The following is a 16,744-nucleotide window of genomic DNA, read 5'->3' on the forward strand; positions in this document are numbered from 1 at the left end:
GATCATGTAGAAGCAGGTTTCCATCAGAAGGCAATGCCGAGCGTCAGGTACGGTCGCACGCTCCTGTTGCGAATCCCGTAGGCGACATCGACGTTGACCGGGCCGACCGGGCTGCGCCAGCGCGCCCCAACGCCTACGCCCGGATAAAAGACTTTTTCGCCCCACGTGTCGGTAGCGGTGCCGACGTCGAAGAACGCGGCCGCGCCCCAGTCGTGGTTGAACCAATGCTGATATTCGGCGGTCGCCGTGACGAGATACTTGGTGGGCAGCACCGAACCATCGACGTTATTACCGATGCTCTGATAGCTATAGCCGCGCACCGAATTCGAACCGCCCGCGCGAAACAGCAGCGACGCCGGAATACCGCTCGAACTGCCGCTCGTAAACACGCCGCCGAGTTCGGCGCGAATCAGCACGAGGTCTTCCTTGCCGATCGGCAGATACTGCTGGCCGCGCGCGTAGCCGCGGATGAAGGTCTGGTCGGTGAGCACGCCTTTGACCGCGAAGCCTGCCTCGACGTGAATCAGGTTGCCCTTGCGCGGGAACAGCGGGTCGTCGGTGTTGCGCCGGGTCCACGACCAGGACGGCACCAGCGCGCGGCTCGTAGTCGGCGCGGCCGAATTCTGATCGAGCCGGTCCTGATAGAACAGCAGCGCGTAGTTGTAGTCGATGAATTGCGAGGTCCGGGCTCGCTGCACGCCGCCGCGAATACTGTAGATACGCGTATCGGAAACGTCGGTCGTGGTGTAGGACGCCAACATGCTGTTGGTCCACGCACGCTGCCCCGGTGGCATGGAGAGTTCGATTTGCCCGTATTGCTGAACCTGGTCGACGCGGCCCTGGACCGTGAACGGCCACGCTTTGCCGAACGTGTCGAGGTACGAATAGGCGCCCTGGACCAGCGGGCCGTTGTCCGTCGAATAGCCTACGCCGCCGCGAATGCTGTTGTACGGATACTCCGACACCTTCACGTGCATGGGCGTCTCGACCGGTTTGGCGGGGTCGCTATCCACGTCGATCGCGACGCTTGCGTAGTACGGCGTGTTTTGCAACTGGCGCTGTAATTCGGCGACGCGCTGCACGTCGTAAATATCGCCCACCGAAATCGGGTTCACATTGTCGACGATCTGTTCCGGGTAGCGCCGCGTGCCGGATACGTCGAGCTTGCCCATCGTGAAGGTCGGCCCGCTTTCGTACGTAACCGACAGTTTCGCCTCGTGCGTGCGCGGATCGACGCGCGCCTCCGAGTGGTAAATCTTCGCGCCCAGATAGCGGCGCGACTGCAAGGCCTTGAGCGACGCATTTTTCGCGTCGTCCCACTCGCCTTGCGAGAACGGATCGCCTTCGTGCAACGAAAACGCGAAGCGTGCGGCATTCTCCTGCGCCGGATCCTCGGTCAGCACCGGCCCGCGAAACGACAGCGAAATCGACGTGATGAGGGTTTGCGGGCCGGGATCGACGCTCACCGTGACGCGTTTCGTATCGTCGACGGTGCGCACGTCGGTGCGCACGACCGGCGTGAAATAGCCCTGCGTGGAAGCCAGATCACGCACCTGCTGAGGCGTGGCGGTGATCAGAAACTCGAACTGGTCGTCGCTGATATCGGGACGTTTGGCGAAACGCGCGATATCCAGATGGGCTTCGAGCAGTTTGCGCAGAGCGCGCGGCGTGGCTTCGATATCGACCTTGTAGCTGGCCGCGGCTTTCGCCGCATGAGCATTGCCGGCCGCCAGCGTCAGCATGACGAGGCCGAATGCCAGCCACGCGCGCAGCCAGAGCCGCATGGGCGTGACGAGCCCATGCCCGTCACCGGCCTTGCCGCGCCGCAGCCGCGGCTTGTCGATCGCACACCCCGCCAAACAGGACCTCCGGCCGTGGTTGATGAAATTTATCGCTCGGGCGCGCCGCGGCGGCCGAAGCTCGCTATTTGACCACATCGGCGCGCTGCCGCGAGATCTCTAAAAATGCGTCCGCGGCGTGCGGGCGGGCCTCCCCGTCCGGTTCGCGCGCGCCGCGACTCGCCGCACAGCACCCTGACGCCCGCGTCAGGTGAAAGCAATGGATAGGACGGAGATACCGCAGCGATGACACCGCTTCCTGGCGACCGTGGGCGCAAAACTCAAGGCCGCCTCGAAGCCACCTTGGACGCAAACTCAACGCCGCCTCCAAGCCACTTCAACGCGAACCCAACGCCGCCCCGCAAAGCCACCTCGACGCGTACCCAACGCCGCTTCCAAGCCGCCCTGCCGGCGACGCGCCCGCCTTTGACGCCCGCCGCGCCGCACGGGTTCCGGACATTCTGGCGCGCCGGCCGCCCGGCACCGCCGCCGTTTTTCGACCGCGCGCCGCGCATGCGGTAAAATTATCGGATAGCAGTGGTGTCTGGCGAATGACCGCCGGGCAGCCGCCAACTCCCATACCACGGACGTCGAGCCATGTATCAATCGGACATTACCCAGTTCCTGAACCAGCTCAAGCAACAGAAACCCAATCTGGAAGCCGAACAACGCCGCGGCCGCGCGCTGCTGTGGGACAAACAGCCGATCGATCTCGAAGAACGCGCCGAGCAGAAAGCCTCGCGCGTAGAGCAGACGCCTTACTCGTACTATCAAAACTTCTAAGCGCGTGAGTCACGCCGACGAGGCACACGGCGCACCGCCGGCCGACGCCGCGCTCGCCGCGCCCGCCACCGATTCGACACCCGACACCGTCGACGGCATTGCTTTTGCACGCCTGTACGGCGAGCCGCTCTTCAAGATGCCGACGGATCTGTACATTCCGCCGGATGCGCTCGAGGTGTTTCTCGAAACGTTCGAAGGACCGCTGGATCTGCTGCTGTACCTGATCCGCAAGCAGAACTTCAACGTGCTCGACATTCCGATGGCGGACGTCACAGTGCAGTACCTCGGCTACGTCGACCAGTTGCGCCAGACCAATCTCGAACTCGCGTCCGAGTATCTGCTCATGGCCGCGATGCTGATCGAGATCAAGTCGCGCATGCTGCTGCCGGTGAAAAAGGCCGACAGCGGTGAGGAAGCCGAAGATCCGCGCGCCGAACTCGTGCGGCGCCTGCTCGAATACGAGCAGATGAAGCTCGCCGCGCAGCGCATCGACCAGTTGCCGCAGCTCGGGCGCGATTTCCTGCGCGCCGAGGTTTATATCGAACAAAGCATCACGCCGCGTTTTCCCGACGTGAACAGCGAAGACCTGCGCGCCGCGTGGGCCGACGTGATCAAGCGCGCCAAGCTGGTCCAGCATCACAAGATTTCGCGCGAAGAGCTTTCGGTGCGCGAGCATATGAGCTCGATCCTGCGGCAACTGCAAAACGCCCGCTTCGTCGAGTTCTCCGACCTGTTCGACACGAGCAAAGGCGTGCCGGTGGTGGTGGTGAATTTCATCGCCGTGCTCGAACTGTGCCGCGAGTCGCTCGTCGAAATCACCCAGGCGGAACCATTCGCGCCGATCTATGTGCGCCTCGCCTACCTGCCCGCCTGAGGCCCTCAAACGGGGCACAATTCCGCTGCACGGGAGAGTAAGCCTCTTTTCGGTGCGGCAGCCGCTCAAATCCACTACAATCCCGCGCTCCGAACCTGTCATTACCAGTGAGGCGGCGGCCCGCGCGATTCCTTAGGGTTTTGCGTCCACCCAGTCTCGCGCCGCGCGAGGAAATCCCTGTCCGATCATGAAAGTCATCAGCTCGATCCATGAATTGCGCGACCAGTTGCGCGGCCAGAATCGCACCGCCTTTGTGCCGACCATGGGCAATCTGCACGAGGGCCATCTGTCGCTGATGCGTCTCGCGCGTCAGCACGGCGATCCGGTCGTGGCGAGCATCTTCGTCAACCGGCTGCAGTTCGGTCCGAACGAGGATTTCGACAAATACCCGCGCACGATGGAAGCGGACATCGAAAAGCTCCAGAAGGAAAACGTCTACGTGCTGTTCGCGCCGACGGAGCGAGACCTCTATCCGGAGCCGCAGGAGTACCGCGTGCATCCGCCGCACGATCTGGGCGACATCCTCGAAGGCGAATTCCGGCCGGGCTTCTTCCAGGGCGTGTGCACGGTCGTGATGAAGCTGATGTCGTGCGTGCAGCCGCGCGTCGCGGTGTTCGGCAAGAAGGATTACCAGCAGTTGATGATCGTGCGCCGCATGTGCAACCAGTTTGCGCTGCCCACCGACATCATCGCCGCCGAAACCGTGCGTGACGCCGACGGCCTCGCGCTCAGCTCGCGCAATCGCTATCTGCAGGCCGCCGAACGCGCCGAGGCGCCGGTGCTGGCCGCTGAACTGAACCGCGTGCGCGAAGCCGTGCTCGGCGGCGAGCGCGACTTCAGGAAGATCGAACAGGCGGCGATGGCGGCGTTGGCCGCGCGCGGCTGGCAACCCGACTACATCGCGGTGCGCAAGCGTTCGAACCTGCTGCCGCCGGGTCCGCAAGACGCGAACGAGGAACTGGTCGTGCTGGCTGCCGCCAAGCTCGGCGCCACTCGTCTTATTGACAACCTCGAAATCTGAAGTCGTCTTGGACAGACGTCGACACGCATAAGAAATCACACAGGATTGGTCATGCAACGCAACATGCTGAAGTCGAAGATCCACCGCGTCGCGGTCACGCATTGCGAACTGCACTACGAGGGTTCGTGCGCGATCGACGAAGATTTGCTGGAAGCGGCGAACATCGTCGAAAACGAGCGGATCGACATCTGGAACATCAACAACGGCGAGCGTTTCTCGACCTACGCGATCAAGGGCGAGCGCGGCAGCGGCATGATCTCGCTTAACGGTTCGGCCGCGCGGCGCGCGCAGCTGGGCGACCTGGTGATCATCGCGGCGTTCGCGGTGGTGGATGAAGCGGAACTGAAGGCCGGCTGGAAGCCAGACCTGGTATTCGTGGACGACAACAACAAGATCAAAGGCAGCCGCGATCACGTGCCGACGCAGAACTGGACCTGAACGCTCTGTCGTTCAGCTCGCTCTTTCAGCGCTGTCGTCCAGCTCTTTCGTTCAGCGCCGTAGCCTAGCTTCATCGTCCCGCTCTGCAGTTCGCTGACACGCCTGCCCCGCAGGCGATCCGCGAGGGAATTCACTGCCTGTACGGCCTGATCCGGCAGGCGGCGCGGCCACCAGCCCTGCCGCCTCAACCCTTCTTGCCGGCTCCGCTAGTCCATTCGACGATCGGCTGCCACTGCTCCAGATCCTTCTCCACACGGCTTTTCGCGACGTCCCACAAAGTCAGCCCGTGGGCCGCAAGTTGCACGTAATTCTGCGTGTCGCGTAAAAAACCCAGCACCGGCAGTTTCAGCCCCTCGACAAAGCGATGCAGTTGCTCCGCCGAGCGCGTGCGCGCATCCACGCGCATGCCGACCACACCGATTTCGATGGCGCCTTTTCTGACCGCCTTCTCCTTGGCCAGCCGCTCGAGGAATTCCTGAGTGGCGAGAATATCGAACATGGACGGTTGGAGTGGCACGATCACCTTGTCGGCCAGATCTAGCGCGATGCTCAGGCGATTGCCGTGCAGGCCGGCCGGTGTGTCGACGACAGCGTGCTCCAGCCCTTTGGGCGGCTTGACCGGCTCGTCCAGATTGACTTCCCAGGTCTCGATGGCCGGCAGCGTGTCGGGCCGCAGCGACAGCCACGCGTGCGCGGACTGCTGCTTGTCCAGGTCCGCCAGCGCGACCCATTCGCCAGCCGCGGCGAAATAGCCGGCCAGATTGGTCGACAGCGTGCTTTTGCCCACGCCGCCCTTCGGATTCGCCACCACGATCACCGTCATGAATTCTCCCGGAAAGAAGGCTGGGCCCCGCCAGCCGGTTTGCCGCGTATTGCTCTGACATGCGCAAGTGTGCCCGGAACCGGACCGGTTTTCAGGCACACCTGCCGATCCAGCCGTTGATAATATCGACAAATGCACGTTGGCCGAAGCCCCCTGACGGCTAATTGGCCACCGTGCGCTGCCGATTTATCCAACGAGGACCCGAATCTCATGAGCAAACTGCGCCCGGAATACACCGTCGAACGCCTCCACGAACGCCAGAAAGGCTCGCTGCCCGGCCTGCTGGGCGTGCATGTCCTGTCGCTGGACGAAGGCGAGTTGATCGCGGAATTGACCGTGCGCAAGGAGTTGCTCGCGCCAAACGGCTTTTTGCATGCCGCGACCGTGATCGGCCTCGCCGACACCGCCTGCGGCTACGCCTGCCTCGCGCATTTGCCAGAGACGGCGCGCAATTTCACGACCATCGAGGTGAAAAGCAATTTTCTCGGCACGGCGACCGAGGGGACGATCCGAGCGGTCGCGAAGAGCGTGCATCTGGGACGCAGCACGCAGGTGTGGGACGCCACGGTCACGGATCCGAAGGGCAAGACGATGGCGTTGTTCCGGTGTACGCAAATCGTGTTGTATTGATGGGCGACGCTAGGACGGCGCCATGAAAAAAGGCACGCGGCCTTTCGGCGCGTGCCTTTTTAACGATCCAGCTAACCGCTCAGGCGGCCACCGCCCGTGGCGCCTTCACCCCAGCGAACGACAGCGCCCCGCCGCCGAGCAGCGCCTGCACCACCAACGTCACCGCCCAGAACGCCGGATATTCCCAGCCGCCGTGCGGCGACGCAAAACCCCAGCCATTTTGAAGATGCTGCGACATCGCGCCGAGCATGAACGGCAGCAGCACGAGCGCGACCCAGCGGACCTGCACGCCGAGCAGCAGCGCAATGCCGCCGAACAGTTCGACGAATGCCGTCACATAGCCGAGCCAGCCCGGCAAGCCCAGCGAGACGAAGAACTGCGCCGTGCCCGGCAGCGTGAAGACGAAAATCTTTTGCAGACTGTGAGCGAGATAGAGCACGCCCAGGGCGACGCGAAGGAGTAGAGCGGCCAGATCGGCGGAACGGTTCGGGTTCATGACAGGTCCTCGAAGAGAGAGACGGCGCGGAAAACGGCCGTCGATGTGAGCACTCTATTCGAACCATATGAAGCGAAAAACCACCACCCAAGCTTTGATTATTTCCCAATAGGATTTAATCCACCCTTCCTCGTTGATCCTGATCAACCAATCGCAGCAAAAAGTCTCGGCAGATCGAGGTGCTCGGCGAGCGTGTCCGCGAGGCGTTCCAGCGACGCCTCGCGCAACGCCGGGTAATCGATTGCCTCGGCATCGCTCAAACCGGCCCACGCGAGCAACGCGGCACAGGCGGACGGTGTGTCGAACAGGCCGTGAACATAGGTAGCGAGAATCTGGCCATCGGCGGAGATCGCGCCGTCGGGGCGGGCATCCCGCGCGTCGTCCAGTTGCACAGCGGGCGTGTCCAGCGCCGGCCCGTGAGTCTCGCCCATATGGATTTCGTAGCCGGCCACGTCGGGCGAGCCGGGCAACGCGAGGCGGCCGGTCACGTTCTTCAGCGTCTTGTCGCGCGTGAGCACCGTCGAGTAATCGAGCCAGCCGAGTCCCGCGGACGTGCCCGGCGCGCCCTCCACGCCATGCGGATCGGCCACTTCGCGCCCCAGCATCTGCATGCCGCCGCAAATGCCGATCACCCGGCCGCCATAGCGCAAGTGCTTTTGCAGCACCGTATCCCAGCCTTGCGCACGCAGAAATGCCAGGTCGCCGGGCACGTTCTTCGAGCCCGGCAGGATGATCAGGTCGGCCGGCGGCAACGGCGTGCCGCTTCGCACGTATTGAAAATCGACCTGCGGATGCGCGCGCAAAGCGTCGAAATCCGTGTGATTACTGATGTGCGGCAGCACCGGCACGACCACCCGCAGCATGCGCGCCGCGCCGCCACTGTGCGCCGCGCGCAATTCGGGCGGCAGCATGTCTTCCGCGTCCAGCGTCAGACCGTGCAGGTAAGGCACGACACCGAGCACCGGCTTGCCGGTCTGCGCCTCCAGCCAGTCCAAACCAGGTTGCAGCAAACTGATGTCGCCGCGAAAGCGATTGATGATGAAACCGCGCACCCGCGCCTGCTCGCTCGCCGACAGACAAGCGAGCGTGCCCGTGAGATGGGCGAACACCCCGCCGCGATCGATATCGGCCACCAGCACGACCGGGCAATCCACGGCCTCCGCAAAACCCATGTTGGCGATATCGCGGTCGCGCAGATTGATTTCGGCCGGGCTGCCCGCGCCTTCGACAAAGATCGTGTCGTACGCCGCCTGCAGACGCGCATACGATTGCAGCACCGCTTCGAAGGCGACGGGCTTGTAGTCGTGATACGCACGCGCGTCGAGATTCATGCGCGCCTTGCCGTGGATGATCACCTGCGCGCCGCGGTCGCTGGTCGGCTTGAGCAGCACGGGGTTCAGATCGGTGTGCGCGGCAATGCCCGCGGCCACCGCCTGCAAAGCCTGAGCGCGGCCGATCTCGCCGCCGTCCACGGTCACCGCGCTGTTGAGCGCCATGTTCTGCGGCTTGAACGGTGCGACCCGCACCCCGGCGCGGCGCGCGAGCCGGCACAAACCGGCGACCAGCGTGCTCTTGCCGGCATCGGACGTGGTGCCCTGGATCATCAGCGTGCCGCGCGGCACGGATACGGCGTCATGCGAGGTCGAAGTGGTGGTCACGGAGTGTCGGGTTTGGCGGTAGACAGATAATGAAGCAAGACAATGAAGCAGGCGGCAACGCAGCGCTCATGCGGGGCGCCAGCCGAGCGTTTTCATCCAGGCATCAGCGCGTGCCCGTAAGGAGCCGCGCAGCGTCGGCCGCATGCACTGCCGCGCTACGCATGGAAGGCGGCATTATCCCATCGCGCCCGCCCGCACTGCACGCCGGTACAATCACGCGATGACTTCCCGCGACCTCACCTTCGTTCTCGGCGGCGCCCGTTCGGGCAAGAGCGTGCACGCCGAACAGCTTGCCACCGGCAGCGCCCTGCCCGTCACCTACATCGCCACCGCGCCCACGTCGGACGACACCGAATTCAACGCGCGCATCGCCCACCATCGCGAACGGCGTCCGGCGCATTGGCAACTGGTCGAAGCTGGCGTCGATCTCGCCGGCGCGGTGACGCAATGCGACGCGCCCGGCCACTGCATCCTGATCGATTGCCTGACGCTGTGGCTCGCCAACCTGCTCTGTCCGCCCGAAGGCGACGCCATGCCGGTCGATCGATATCACGCACGCGTCGCCGCGCTCGAATCGGCGCTCGTCAACGCCAAAGGCAAGGTCATCGTGGTCAGCAACGAAATCGGCCTGGGCGTCGTGCCGCTCGGCGCGGCCACGCGTCTTTACGTCGACGAACTCGGGCGGCTCAACCAGCGCATCGCCGCGCTGAGCACGCAAGCCACGATGATGGTCGCCGGTTTGCCGCTCGCGTTGAAAACCGCGAGCCACGCGTAATGCTCTCGCTCCCGCTTCTCGTGACGCTGGCCACCGCGGGCGTGGTAGTCGACCGTTGGTTCGGCGAGCCGCGCATCGCTCATCCGCTGGTGGGATTCGGCAAATGGGCGCTGCGTCTCGAAACGCGCTACAACACCGGCCGGCGCTTGCGGCTCAAGGGTCTGCTGGCGTGGTCGCTAGCCGTGATGCCGCCGGTGCTGATCGCCTGGTGTCTGGTTGCCGTGCTGCCGTTTTTCGCGGCCTGCTCGGTGCATATCGCGCTGCTGTGGTTCGCGCTCGGCGCGCGCAGTCTGCACGATCACATTGCGCCGATCGCGCAGGCGTTGGCGCAGCGCGACCTACCCCAGGCGCGCCTGCTGACCGCGCGCATCGTTTCGCGCGAAACCGAGCATGCGGACGAAGGCGCGCTGTCACGCGCCGCCGTCGAATCCACACTCGAAAACGGCAACGACGCGATCTTCGGCGCGCTGTTCTGGTTCGCCATCGCGGGCGGCCCGGGCGCACTCGGGTTTCGTCTCGCCAACACGCTCGACGCGATGTGGGGATACCGCACGCCTCGCTATTTGCGCTACGGCTGGGCCGCGGCGCGTATCGACGACGTGCTCAACTGGATTCCCGCGCGACTGACCGCCGCCAGCTACGCGCTGCTCGGCGACACGCACACCGCGTGGCGCTGCTGGCGCGACCAGGCGCCGCGCTGGGACAGCCCGAACGCCGGACCGGTGATGGCGGCCGGCGCGGGGAGTCTGAACGTTATGATCGGCGGCCCGGCGGTGTATCACGGCGCCGTCGAATACCGGCCGACACTCGGCTTCGGACACGCGGCCAACGCCGGCGACGTGAACGCCGCGTTGATGCTGGTCGAGCGCACGGTCATTCTCTGGCTTGCCGTGCTGATCGTGCTGGCGTTGCTGAGCGTGCCGTTCCATGTTTGATCGACTGAACGGCTGTGCGAACGAAGCCAATGAGCCGACCGAAAGGGCCACCGCAATCGACACCGTCGCGCACGGCGGTAACCTGCACGAAGCGGCAAGGCGCTACGGCATTCCGTACGCAGCGTGGCTCGATCTGTCGACGGGTATCAATCCGCACGGCTATCCGGTCCCACCGGTTCCCGCCGACGCGTGGCGCCGCCTGCCCGACGACGGCGACGATTTCGCCGCCTGCGCCGCGCGCTACTACGGCGCACCCGATGCCGCGCACGTGCTGCCGGTTGCGGGCAGCCAGGCGGCGATTCGCGCACTGCCCGCGCTGCTGCCGCGTGCACGGGTTGGCATCGCGCCGCTCACGTACGGCGAATACGCGCCCGCATTCGAACGCGCCGGCCATCAGACGATGGTGCTCGACGTCTCTCACGAAACGTTGCCCGACGCGCTCACGCATGCAGTCGTCGTGAATCCGAACAATCCGACCGCTACCCGTTTGAGCGCCGCCAGGCTGTTGCATTGGCATGCCCAGTTGAGCGCGCGCGGCGGCACGCTGCTGGTCGACGAAGCCTTCGCGGATACGATGCCGGCGGCGTCGCTAACGGCGAGCACGTATCGTGACGGCCTGCTCGTGCTGCGCTCGCCCGGGAAGTTCTTTGGCCTCGCGGGCGTGCGCGCGGGTTTCGTGCTCGGCACGCCCGCGCTACTCGAACGTTTGCGCAATACGCTCGGCGCGTGGACGGTTAGTGGCCCGGCCCGTCACGCCGTTAAAGCCGCCTTTGCCGACGAAGTGTGGCAACGGCGCATGCGAACCCGGCTCGACGCCGAAAGCGCGCGCCTCGTCGGCCTGTTGCATGCGCAAGGTTTCGACACGCGCAGCACGCCGCTCTTCGCATGGTCCGTCGACGCACGCGCCGCCGCTTTGCATGAAGCGCTGGCGCGGCGCGGCGTGTGGACGCGTCTGTTCATGCCCTCGGGCAGCGTTCGATTCGGCTTGCCTGCGAGCGAGACCGAATGGACCCGCTTTAACGAGAGTTTGCGCGACGCCGTTCGAGAGATCGATCCCACGCGAGCGGGTTGATGCTGCACAGACCTCGCATTCTTGCCACGCTCGTCAAACGTCTGCCGCATTTTCGCCCGATGAACCGACTCGTCCGCTTCACCCTCATCACTGCGCTCTTCAGCTACGCGTTGCATGCGTTTGCCGCCATCTCAGTGACTGACGACACCGGCGCGACCGTCACCCTGCCCGCTCCCGCGCAACGTGTGATCAGCCTCGCGCCGCACTTCACCGAATTGCTGTATGCGGCGGGCGGCGGCGCCAAGGTAATCGGCGCGGTGTCGTACAGCGACTATCCGCCGGAAGCGAAACAGTTGCCGCGCGTCGGCGATAACAAGGCGCTCGATCTGGAGCGCATCGTCGCGCTGAAGCCCGATCTGATCGTGGTGTGGCGGCACGGCAATGCGCAGCGTCAGCTCGATCGCCTGCGCGAAATGCACACTCCGTTGTTCTTCAGCGAACCGCACCATCTCGACGACGTGGCCGTGTCGCTGACGAAGCTTGGACAATTGCTCGGCACGTCGCCAGTGGCGAATGCCGCGGCGGCCGCCTACCGCCAGGACATCGCGGCGCTGCGCAGCCGGTATGCGAGCCGCCCGCCCGTCAGCGTGTTCTATCAGGTTTGGGATCAACCGTTGATGACGCTCAACGGCGAGCATATGGTCAGCGACGTGATCGCGCTGTGCGGCGGCCGCAATGTATTCGCGAGACTCGAACCGCTGGTGCCGACCGTCTCGACCGAAGCGGTGCTCGCGGCAAATCCGGAGGCCATCGTCACCGCAGCACCGGGCGCGACGAAACCGGATACCACGTTGCCGCAACTCGGCGCATGGCGAGCGTGGCCGAGCCTGACCGCGGTGGCGAACAACAACCTCTTTGCGATCGACGGCGATCTGATCAACCGCCCGGCACCACGCATCGCGCAAGGCGCGAAGCAAATGTGCGAAGACCTCGACGTGGCGCGCTCACGCAGAAGGTCCGCCACGCCATGATGCCAGGGCGATCAGCGCCCTGCACGACTTACGCATTCCACCGCACCAGCGACCAGTGCTGCGTTTCATCGTTTCTGCGCAACCAGACGATGCCGCTCATATCGAGCGACCATCGCAGACAGCGCTCCAGCGGCACGTCCAGCACGATCGACGCGATGGCCCGCATCACGCCCGCGTGCGTAACCACATAGGCGGGCGACAACTCGCGCGTGAGCGCAAAGGCGTCGAGCCATGCCCGCACCCGCGCGACGAACTGCGCCACGCTCTCGCCGCCGTGCGCACGCGCATGTTCGAAGTTGGCCGCCCAGTCGTCGAGTAGCTCGCGATCGATGGCGTCCCAGCGTTGCGCCTCCCAATCGCCGAAGTTCATTTCCATCAGACGATCGTCGTGACTGATCACACAGCCGAAGTCGTTCGCCATCTCGGCAGCCAGCGCCGAGCAGCGCTTCAAAGGACTCGACAACAGCACGCGTGGCGCGGGCACCTGCAACATGGCGAGCTTCAAGGCGAGCGCTGTCGACGACACCTCGGCAGCTTCGGCGAGCGCCACGTCGCTGTGGCCGTAACACACGCCCGCATCGAGCGCGACCGCGGGATGACGAATCAGGACGATATCCATATCAGCCCCACCAGATAAATGCTCAACTCAAAAATTTGCTGCGCGAAACCGAGGCAGTCGCCGGTATAACCGCCGATGCGTCTGACGAAATAACGGCCCATTGCCATGCGAAGTACGACCAGAACCGCCAGCGCCGAGCCCGCGAAGCGCCAGTCCGGCGCGGCGAGTCCGTTCGGCCACAGCAGCCACGGCAGGCCGAATAGCGCGGCGCACACCAGCGCACCGCCGTTCAGGCGTTGCGCCACCGGTTTGGCTTTGCCTTCGGCTCGCACGTAGTCGAGCGTGGCCAGATAGCTGATCGCACACGTTCGGCTCGCCGCATGCGCGGCAATCATCAGACTTGCGGCACGCATCGGCGGCATGGCGGCGAGCGTTTGCCACTTCAATGCCAACGCAATCACGAGCGCGATGGCGCCGAAAGCACCGATGCGCGAATCATGCATGATTCGCAATGCATTTTCGCGCGTATAGGCGCCACCGAACGCATCGACACAATCCGCGAGACCGTCCTCATGGAACGCGCCGGTCACGATGAGCGACGCGGCCATCGAGAGCAGCACCGCCACGCCAGCCGGCAATACGTGCAGCGCGGCGAGATAGACCAGCGCGCTCAATCCGCCGATCAATACGCCGACGAGCGGAAAATAACGCGCCGCCGCATTCAGATAATGCGGTTCATAGCCGACCCAGCGCGGCACCGGCACGCGCGTGAAATAGCCGAGCGCCGTAAAGAAATAGCGCAACTCCGTGAGCGGGTTCATGACTGGGCCGCGCGAGCGTGTCTGTCCGAACGATCACGCATCGCGATTCGCGACGCCGGCCGATTCGAAGCTCGCCATCTCGTTGACGAACGCCACTGCCGCGCGCAGCAGCGGCACCGCGAGCGCCGCACCGGTGCCTTCACCGAGCCGCATATCGAGCGAGAGCAACGGTAGCGCGCCGAAATGATCGAGCATGCGACGATGCCCCGCTTCGTTCGACGCATGCGCGAACACGCAGTACTCGCGCACGCTCGGCGTGAGTGCGTCGGCGATCAGCAAGGCCGAGCCCGCGATGAAGCCGTCGACGAGAATCGTCATGCGTGCCTCGGCCGCCGCGAGATAGGCGCCCGCCATCATCGCGATCTCGAAGCCGCCGAAAGTGGCGAGCACGTCGAGCGGATCGCTGGACATCGGGTGATACGCAAGCGCCGAGGCCAGCACGTTGCGCTTCCTCGCGAGCCCCGCGTTGTCGAGACCCGTTCCACGGCCGACGCATTCGTCGATCGGCACGCCGCACAAGCGGCTCATCAGACACGCAGCCGCCGACGTATTCGCAATGCCCATCTCGCCAAAGCCGATCACATTGGTGCCGAGCGCCGCGTGATGCCGCACGCGCGCCGCGCCCGCTTGCATGGCGGCGAGTGCCTGGTCGCGGGTCATGGCCCGTTCACGCGCGAAGTTGCGCGTGCCCGCCGCAATCGGAATGTCGACGAGTCCTTCCACCGAAGGCAGCGGCGTCGCGATACCCGCATTGACCACTTCGAGCTCGATGCCCGATACGCGGCTCAATGCATTGATCGCCGCGCCGCCCGCGAGGAAGTTGGCGACCATTTGCGCGGTCACCGCTTGCGGATACGGGCTCACGCCCTCGTCGGCCACGCCGTGGTCGCCGGCGAAAACGATCATCGCCGGACGTGTCACGGTGGGATGCGTGGTGCGCTGAATCAGGCCCATCTGACGCGCGAGCGTTTCGAGCCGGCCGAGACTGCCGGGCGGCTTGGTCTTGGTATCGATGATGTGCTGCAGCTCGGCACGCAGCGTTTGATCGAGCGGTTCGACTTCGGGCAGTCCGGGCAAGCGTGGCGATGAAGTCATAAGCGTGTCTGCAAAGAGTATGTTGGGATGAAGCAATCAGCCTGCGGCTGTGTCATGACCGGCAGGTGATTCGTGACGGGCGCGCTGCGCAGGAATCAGCGCCTCGTGTTCGCCGTCGCGAATCAGGATCAACGGGTAACCGAACGCCCGGCTTGCGAGCGTGGGCGTCAATACGTCGCGGACCGGTCCGGCATAAACGCCGCCGGCGCCGTCGAGCAGCAGCGCATGCGTTGCGAAGCGGCGCGCGAGGTTCAGGTCGTGGCAGGAAAACATCACGGTACGCCGAGGCTCGCGCGTCCACGCGGCGAGCGCCTCGAGGCAGTCGATCTGATGATGCAGATCGAGATGCGACAACGGTTCGTCGAGCAGCAGCAACGGCGCGTCCTGGCACAGCACCGCCGCGAGCGCCACGCGTTGACGCTCTCCGCCGGAGAGCGAGAGCACATCACGCGTGGCAAAGGCGGCGAGGCCCAGCAGGTCCAGCGCCGCATGCGCCGCTGCGCGATCGGCCTCGCGCTCCCAGCCCCAGCCGCTGAGATGCGGAAAGCGGTTCAGCATCACGATATCGAACACGCTCGCGCTGAATGCGTCCGGTGCGCTTTGCGGCATCAGCGCGCGGCGCTGCGCGAGCGCGAGCGGCGGCCAGTCGGCCACGCGCACGCCGTCGAGTTCGACATGGCCCGCCGACGGTTGCAACAGACCCGCAAGGGTGGAGAGCAAGGTCGTCTTGCCCGCGCCGTTCGGTCCGGCCACGCACCAGATCTCGCCTTCGTAGAACGTGTGCGTGAAAGCGTCGAGCAAAGTGCGCGCGCCGGCACGCAAGGTCAGATGTTGCGCGCTGAGTGTGGCTTGAGATGCGTTGAAGGTTTGCATTATCGGCGCCTATGCAACAGCATCCACAGAAACACCGGCACGCCGATAATCGAGGTGATCACGCCAACCGGCAATTGCGCCGGCGCAATCACCGTGCGCGCGATCAGGTCCGCGCCCATCACCGCGACGCCGCCGCCGAGCGCCGCGGCCGGCAGCAGCATGCGCTGATCGTTGCCGAACGCGAGCCGCAGCATGTGCGGCACGACCAGTCCGACAAAGCCGATGGTGCCCGCCGTCGTCACCGCCGCGGCCGCCGCCAGCGACGCCACCAGATATACGCGCAAACGCAAGGGCATGACCGCGACACCTAACGCCTGCGCGGCGGCGTCGCCACGCAGCAGCACGTTCAGACGCGGCGCGGCGGGCACGATCGCAACCAGCACGATGACGAGCGCGGCGAGCGCCGTCCACGGCATCGCGCCGCCGTTGAGGTCGCCCGTGAGCCAGAACAGCATGCCGCGCAAGCGGTTGTCGGGCGCGAGATTGAGCAGCAAGGTGATGAGCGCCCCCCAACCCGCGGCGATCACCGCGCCGGTCAACAGCAAACGCGGCGATGTGTCCTGCGGCTCGCCGCGCCACAACTCGCGGCGCGCGAGGCCGAGCACCAGCAGGATCGACACGAAGGCGCCGGCGAAGGCGCTCGCGTCGACGATCCACCATGCGCAGCCGGCGATCATCGCGACGAGCGCGAAAGTCGCGGCGCCGCCCGACACACCCAACACATAGGGTTCGGCGAGCGGATTGCGCAACAGCACCTGCAGCAGCGCGCCGGCCAATGCGAGCAACGCGCCGCAGGCAAAGCCGGCCACCGCGCGCGGTAAACGCAGCGTGCGGACGATCTCCGCAGTCAGATCGGAGGCACCGCCAGACGGCGCATGCGAGGGCATCAGCGCCGCCAGCACGCGCATCGGCGCGAGCGAGACGCTCCCCAACGCGAGCGACGCCATCAGCACCGCCAGCGCGATCACGGCAAGCGCGAGCCAGATCACGGCCGCGCGCTTCGCGCTCATCACGCGCAGCGTTGCGGGCATCGAACCCGAGTGGCGGCTAGTGGATCGGCTCATAGAGCGGCTCATCCGCGC

The 16,744-nt window shown here is 65.2% G+C and carries 18 protein-coding genes; 9 read left to right on the forward strand and 9 right to left on the reverse strand.

Annotated features, from left to right (window positions below; translation table 11 throughout):
• Positions 1 to 23: 23 nt before the first annotated feature.
• Positions 24 to 1,859, reverse strand: coding sequence for an autotransporter assembly complex protein TamA (locus tag BLW71_RS11415; protein ID WP_091796425.1), 1,836 nt, complete (start codon positions 1,857 to 1,859; stop codon positions 24 to 26).
• A 576-nt stretch (positions 1,860 to 2,435) separates the two neighbouring features.
• Between BLW71_RS11415 and BLW71_RS11425 the strand changes: the two genes are divergently transcribed.
• The 4 genes from BLW71_RS11425 (at position 2,436) to panD (ending at position 4,954) form a co-directional block, all read left to right on the forward strand.
• On the forward strand, positions 2,436 to 2,621 hold the full coding sequence (locus tag BLW71_RS11425) for a DUF3460 family protein (RefSeq protein ID WP_007175923.1): 186 nt from the start codon (positions 2,436 to 2,438) through the stop codon (positions 2,619 to 2,621).
• Between the two features lie 4 nt (positions 2,622 to 2,625).
• The gene (locus tag BLW71_RS11430; RefSeq protein ID WP_091796427.1) at positions 2,626 to 3,495 is read left to right on the forward strand and encodes a segregation and condensation protein A; all 870 of its coding nucleotides are present in this window, start codon (positions 2,626 to 2,628) and stop codon (positions 3,493 to 3,495) included.
• A 187-nt stretch (positions 3,496 to 3,682) separates the two neighbouring features.
• Complete coding sequence (gene panC / locus BLW71_RS11435) at positions 3,683 to 4,516, forward strand: pantoate--beta-alanine ligase (protein WP_091796428.1); 834 nt, start codon at positions 3,683 to 3,685, stop codon at positions 4,514 to 4,516.
• Between the two features lie 51 nt (positions 4,517 to 4,567).
• On the forward strand, positions 4,568 to 4,954 hold the full coding sequence (gene panD, locus BLW71_RS11440; RefSeq protein ID WP_012432059.1) for an aspartate 1-decarboxylase: 387 nt from the start codon (positions 4,568 to 4,570) through the stop codon (positions 4,952 to 4,954).
• A 184-nt stretch (positions 4,955 to 5,138) separates the two neighbouring features.
• On the opposite strand, the gene BLW71_RS11445 is transcribed toward panD, so the two are convergent.
• Positions 5,139 to 5,777, reverse strand: a complete 639-nt coding sequence (locus BLW71_RS11445; RefSeq protein WP_091796429.1) for a ParA family protein — start codon at positions 5,775 to 5,777, stop codon at positions 5,139 to 5,141.
• A gap of 210 nt (positions 5,778 to 5,987) precedes the next feature.
• Here BLW71_RS11445 and BLW71_RS11450 point away from each other — a divergent pair, with 210 nt between their 5' ends.
• The gene (locus BLW71_RS11450) at positions 5,988 to 6,407 is read left to right on the forward strand and encodes a PaaI family thioesterase (protein ID WP_091796430.1); all 420 of its coding nucleotides are present in this window, start codon (positions 5,988 to 5,990) and stop codon (positions 6,405 to 6,407) included.
• A gap of 79 nt (positions 6,408 to 6,486) precedes the next feature.
• Here BLW71_RS11450 and BLW71_RS11455 read toward each other — a convergent pair whose 3' ends face one another.
• Complete coding sequence (locus tag BLW71_RS11455; RefSeq protein WP_091796431.1) at positions 6,487 to 6,903, reverse strand: DoxX family protein; 417 nt, start codon at positions 6,901 to 6,903, stop codon at positions 6,487 to 6,489.
• Between the two features lie 143 nt (positions 6,904 to 7,046).
• Positions 7,047 to 8,507: a cobyric acid synthase gene (locus BLW71_RS11460; RefSeq protein WP_286162046.1), complete on the reverse strand. Its 1,461-nt coding sequence runs from the start codon at positions 8,505 to 8,507 to the stop codon at positions 7,047 to 7,049.
• Between the two features lie 274 nt (positions 8,508 to 8,781).
• Here BLW71_RS11460 and cobU point away from each other — a divergent pair, with 274 nt between their 5' ends.
• From cobU to BLW71_RS11480, 4 genes are read left to right on the forward strand one after another with little or no spacing between them, the layout of a single operon-like run.
• Positions 8,782 to 9,336, forward strand: a complete 555-nt coding sequence (gene cobU / locus BLW71_RS11465; protein ID WP_091796432.1) for a bifunctional adenosylcobinamide kinase/adenosylcobinamide-phosphate guanylyltransferase — start codon at positions 8,782 to 8,784, stop codon at positions 9,334 to 9,336.
• Entirely contained in the window at positions 9,336 to 10,271 is a 936-nt protein-coding gene (gene cbiB / locus BLW71_RS11470; RefSeq protein ID WP_091796433.1) for an adenosylcobinamide-phosphate synthase CbiB, read from the forward strand. Before cobU ends, cbiB begins: the two co-directional genes overlap by 1 nt.
• Positions 10,264 to 11,343 carry a threonine-phosphate decarboxylase CobD gene (cobD, locus tag BLW71_RS11475; RefSeq protein ID WP_091796434.1) on the forward strand — a complete coding sequence of 360 codons (1,080 nt, stop codon included), beginning with the start codon at positions 10,264 to 10,266 and terminating at the stop codon, positions 11,341 to 11,343. The genes cbiB and cobD overlap by 8 nt, the downstream gene beginning before the upstream one ends.
• Positions 11,344 to 11,402: 59 nt before the next feature.
• Entirely contained in the window at positions 11,403 to 12,314 is a 912-nt protein-coding gene (locus BLW71_RS11480) for a cobalamin-binding protein (RefSeq protein ID WP_091800728.1), read from the forward strand.
• A 28-nt stretch (positions 12,315 to 12,342) separates the two neighbouring features.
• Here the strand turns inward: BLW71_RS11480 and cobC are convergent, their stop codons facing one another.
• Genes cobC through BLW71_RS11505 form a run of 5 tightly spaced genes read right to left on the reverse strand, consistent with a single transcriptional unit; the run spans position 12,343 to position 16,726 of the window.
• The gene (gene cobC, locus BLW71_RS11485; RefSeq protein WP_091796435.1) at positions 12,343 to 12,933 is read right to left on the reverse strand and encodes an alpha-ribazole phosphatase; all 591 of its coding nucleotides are present in this window, start codon (positions 12,931 to 12,933) and stop codon (positions 12,343 to 12,345) included.
• Positions 12,918 to 13,694 (reverse strand): adenosylcobinamide-GDP ribazoletransferase, encoded by a 777-nt coding sequence (locus BLW71_RS11490; protein WP_091796436.1) that lies wholly within the window; start codon positions 13,692 to 13,694, stop codon positions 12,918 to 12,920. Before BLW71_RS11490 ends, cobC begins: the two co-directional genes overlap by 16 nt.
• Before the next feature lie 33 nt (positions 13,695 to 13,727).
• Positions 13,728 to 14,789 carry a nicotinate-nucleotide--dimethylbenzimidazole phosphoribosyltransferase gene (gene cobT, locus BLW71_RS42200; RefSeq protein ID WP_091796437.1) on the reverse strand — a complete coding sequence of 354 codons (1,062 nt, stop codon included), beginning with the start codon at positions 14,787 to 14,789 and terminating at the stop codon, positions 13,728 to 13,730.
• A 36-nt stretch (positions 14,790 to 14,825) separates the two neighbouring features.
• Positions 14,826 to 15,662 (reverse strand): ABC transporter ATP-binding protein, encoded by an 837-nt coding sequence (locus BLW71_RS42205; protein WP_286161977.1) that lies wholly within the window; start codon positions 15,660 to 15,662, stop codon positions 14,826 to 14,828.
• A complete protein-coding gene (locus BLW71_RS11505; RefSeq protein WP_091796439.1) occupies positions 15,662 to 16,726 on the reverse strand; it encodes a FecCD family ABC transporter permease in 1,065 nt (354 codons plus the stop codon). The genes BLW71_RS42205 and BLW71_RS11505 overlap by 1 nt, the downstream gene beginning before the upstream one ends.
• Positions 16,727 to 16,744: the final 18 nt, after the last annotated feature.

Origin of the sequence: Burkholderia sp. WP9 (assembly GCF_900104795.1) — a bacterium.
GTDB lineage: Bacteria > Pseudomonadota > Gammaproteobacteria > Burkholderiales > Burkholderiaceae > Paraburkholderia.

Bases quoted from the DNA above. Each gene is read 5' to 3' on its own strand.
- BLW71_RS11425 (WP_007175923.1), top strand. From the start codon at position 2,436: ATGTATCAATCGGACATTACCCAGTTCCTGAACCAGCTCAAGCAACAG.
- panC (WP_091796428.1), top strand. From the start codon at position 3,683: ATGAAAGTCATCAGCTCGATCCATGAATTGCGCGACCAGTTGCGCGGC.
- panD (WP_012432059.1), top strand. From the start codon at position 4,568: ATGCAACGCAACATGCTGAAGTCGAAGATCCACCGCGTCGCGGTCACG.
- BLW71_RS11445 (WP_091796429.1), bottom strand. From the start codon at position 5,777: ATGACGGTGATCGTGGTGGCGAATCCGAAGGGCGGCGTGGGCAAAAGC.
- BLW71_RS11450 (WP_091796430.1), top strand. From the start codon at position 5,988: ATGAGCAAACTGCGCCCGGAATACACCGTCGAACGCCTCCACGAACGC.
- BLW71_RS11455 (WP_091796431.1), bottom strand. From the start codon at position 6,903: ATGAACCCGAACCGTTCCGCCGATCTGGCCGCTCTACTCCTTCGCGTC.
- BLW71_RS11460 (WP_286162046.1), bottom strand. From the start codon at position 8,507: ATGATCCAGGGCACCACGTCCGATGCCGGCAAGAGCACGCTGGTCGCC.
- cobU (WP_091796432.1), top strand. From the start codon at position 8,782: ATGACTTCCCGCGACCTCACCTTCGTTCTCGGCGGCGCCCGTTCGGGC.
- cbiB (WP_091796433.1), top strand. From the start codon at position 9,336: ATGCTCTCGCTCCCGCTTCTCGTGACGCTGGCCACCGCGGGCGTGGTA.
- cobD (WP_091796434.1), top strand. From the start codon at position 10,264: ATGTTTGATCGACTGAACGGCTGTGCGAACGAAGCCAATGAGCCGACC.
- BLW71_RS11480 (WP_091800728.1), top strand. From the start codon at position 11,403: ATGAACCGACTCGTCCGCTTCACCCTCATCACTGCGCTCTTCAGCTAC.
- cobC (WP_091796435.1), bottom strand. From the start codon at position 12,933: ATGGATATCGTCCTGATTCGTCATCCCGCGGTCGCGCTCGATGCGGGC.
- BLW71_RS11490 (WP_091796436.1), bottom strand. From the start codon at position 13,694: ATGAACCCGCTCACGGAGTTGCGCTATTTCTTTACGGCGCTCGGCTAT.
- cobT (WP_091796437.1), bottom strand. From the start codon at position 14,789: ATGACTTCATCGCCACGCTTGCCCGGACTGCCCGAAGTCGAACCGCTC.
- BLW71_RS42205 (WP_286161977.1), bottom strand. From the start codon at position 15,662: ATGCAAACCTTCAACGCATCTCAAGCCACACTCAGCGCGCAACATCTG.
- BLW71_RS11505 (WP_091796439.1), bottom strand. From the start codon at position 16,726: ATGAGCCGATCCACTAGCCGCCACTCGGGTTCGATGCCCGCAACGCTG.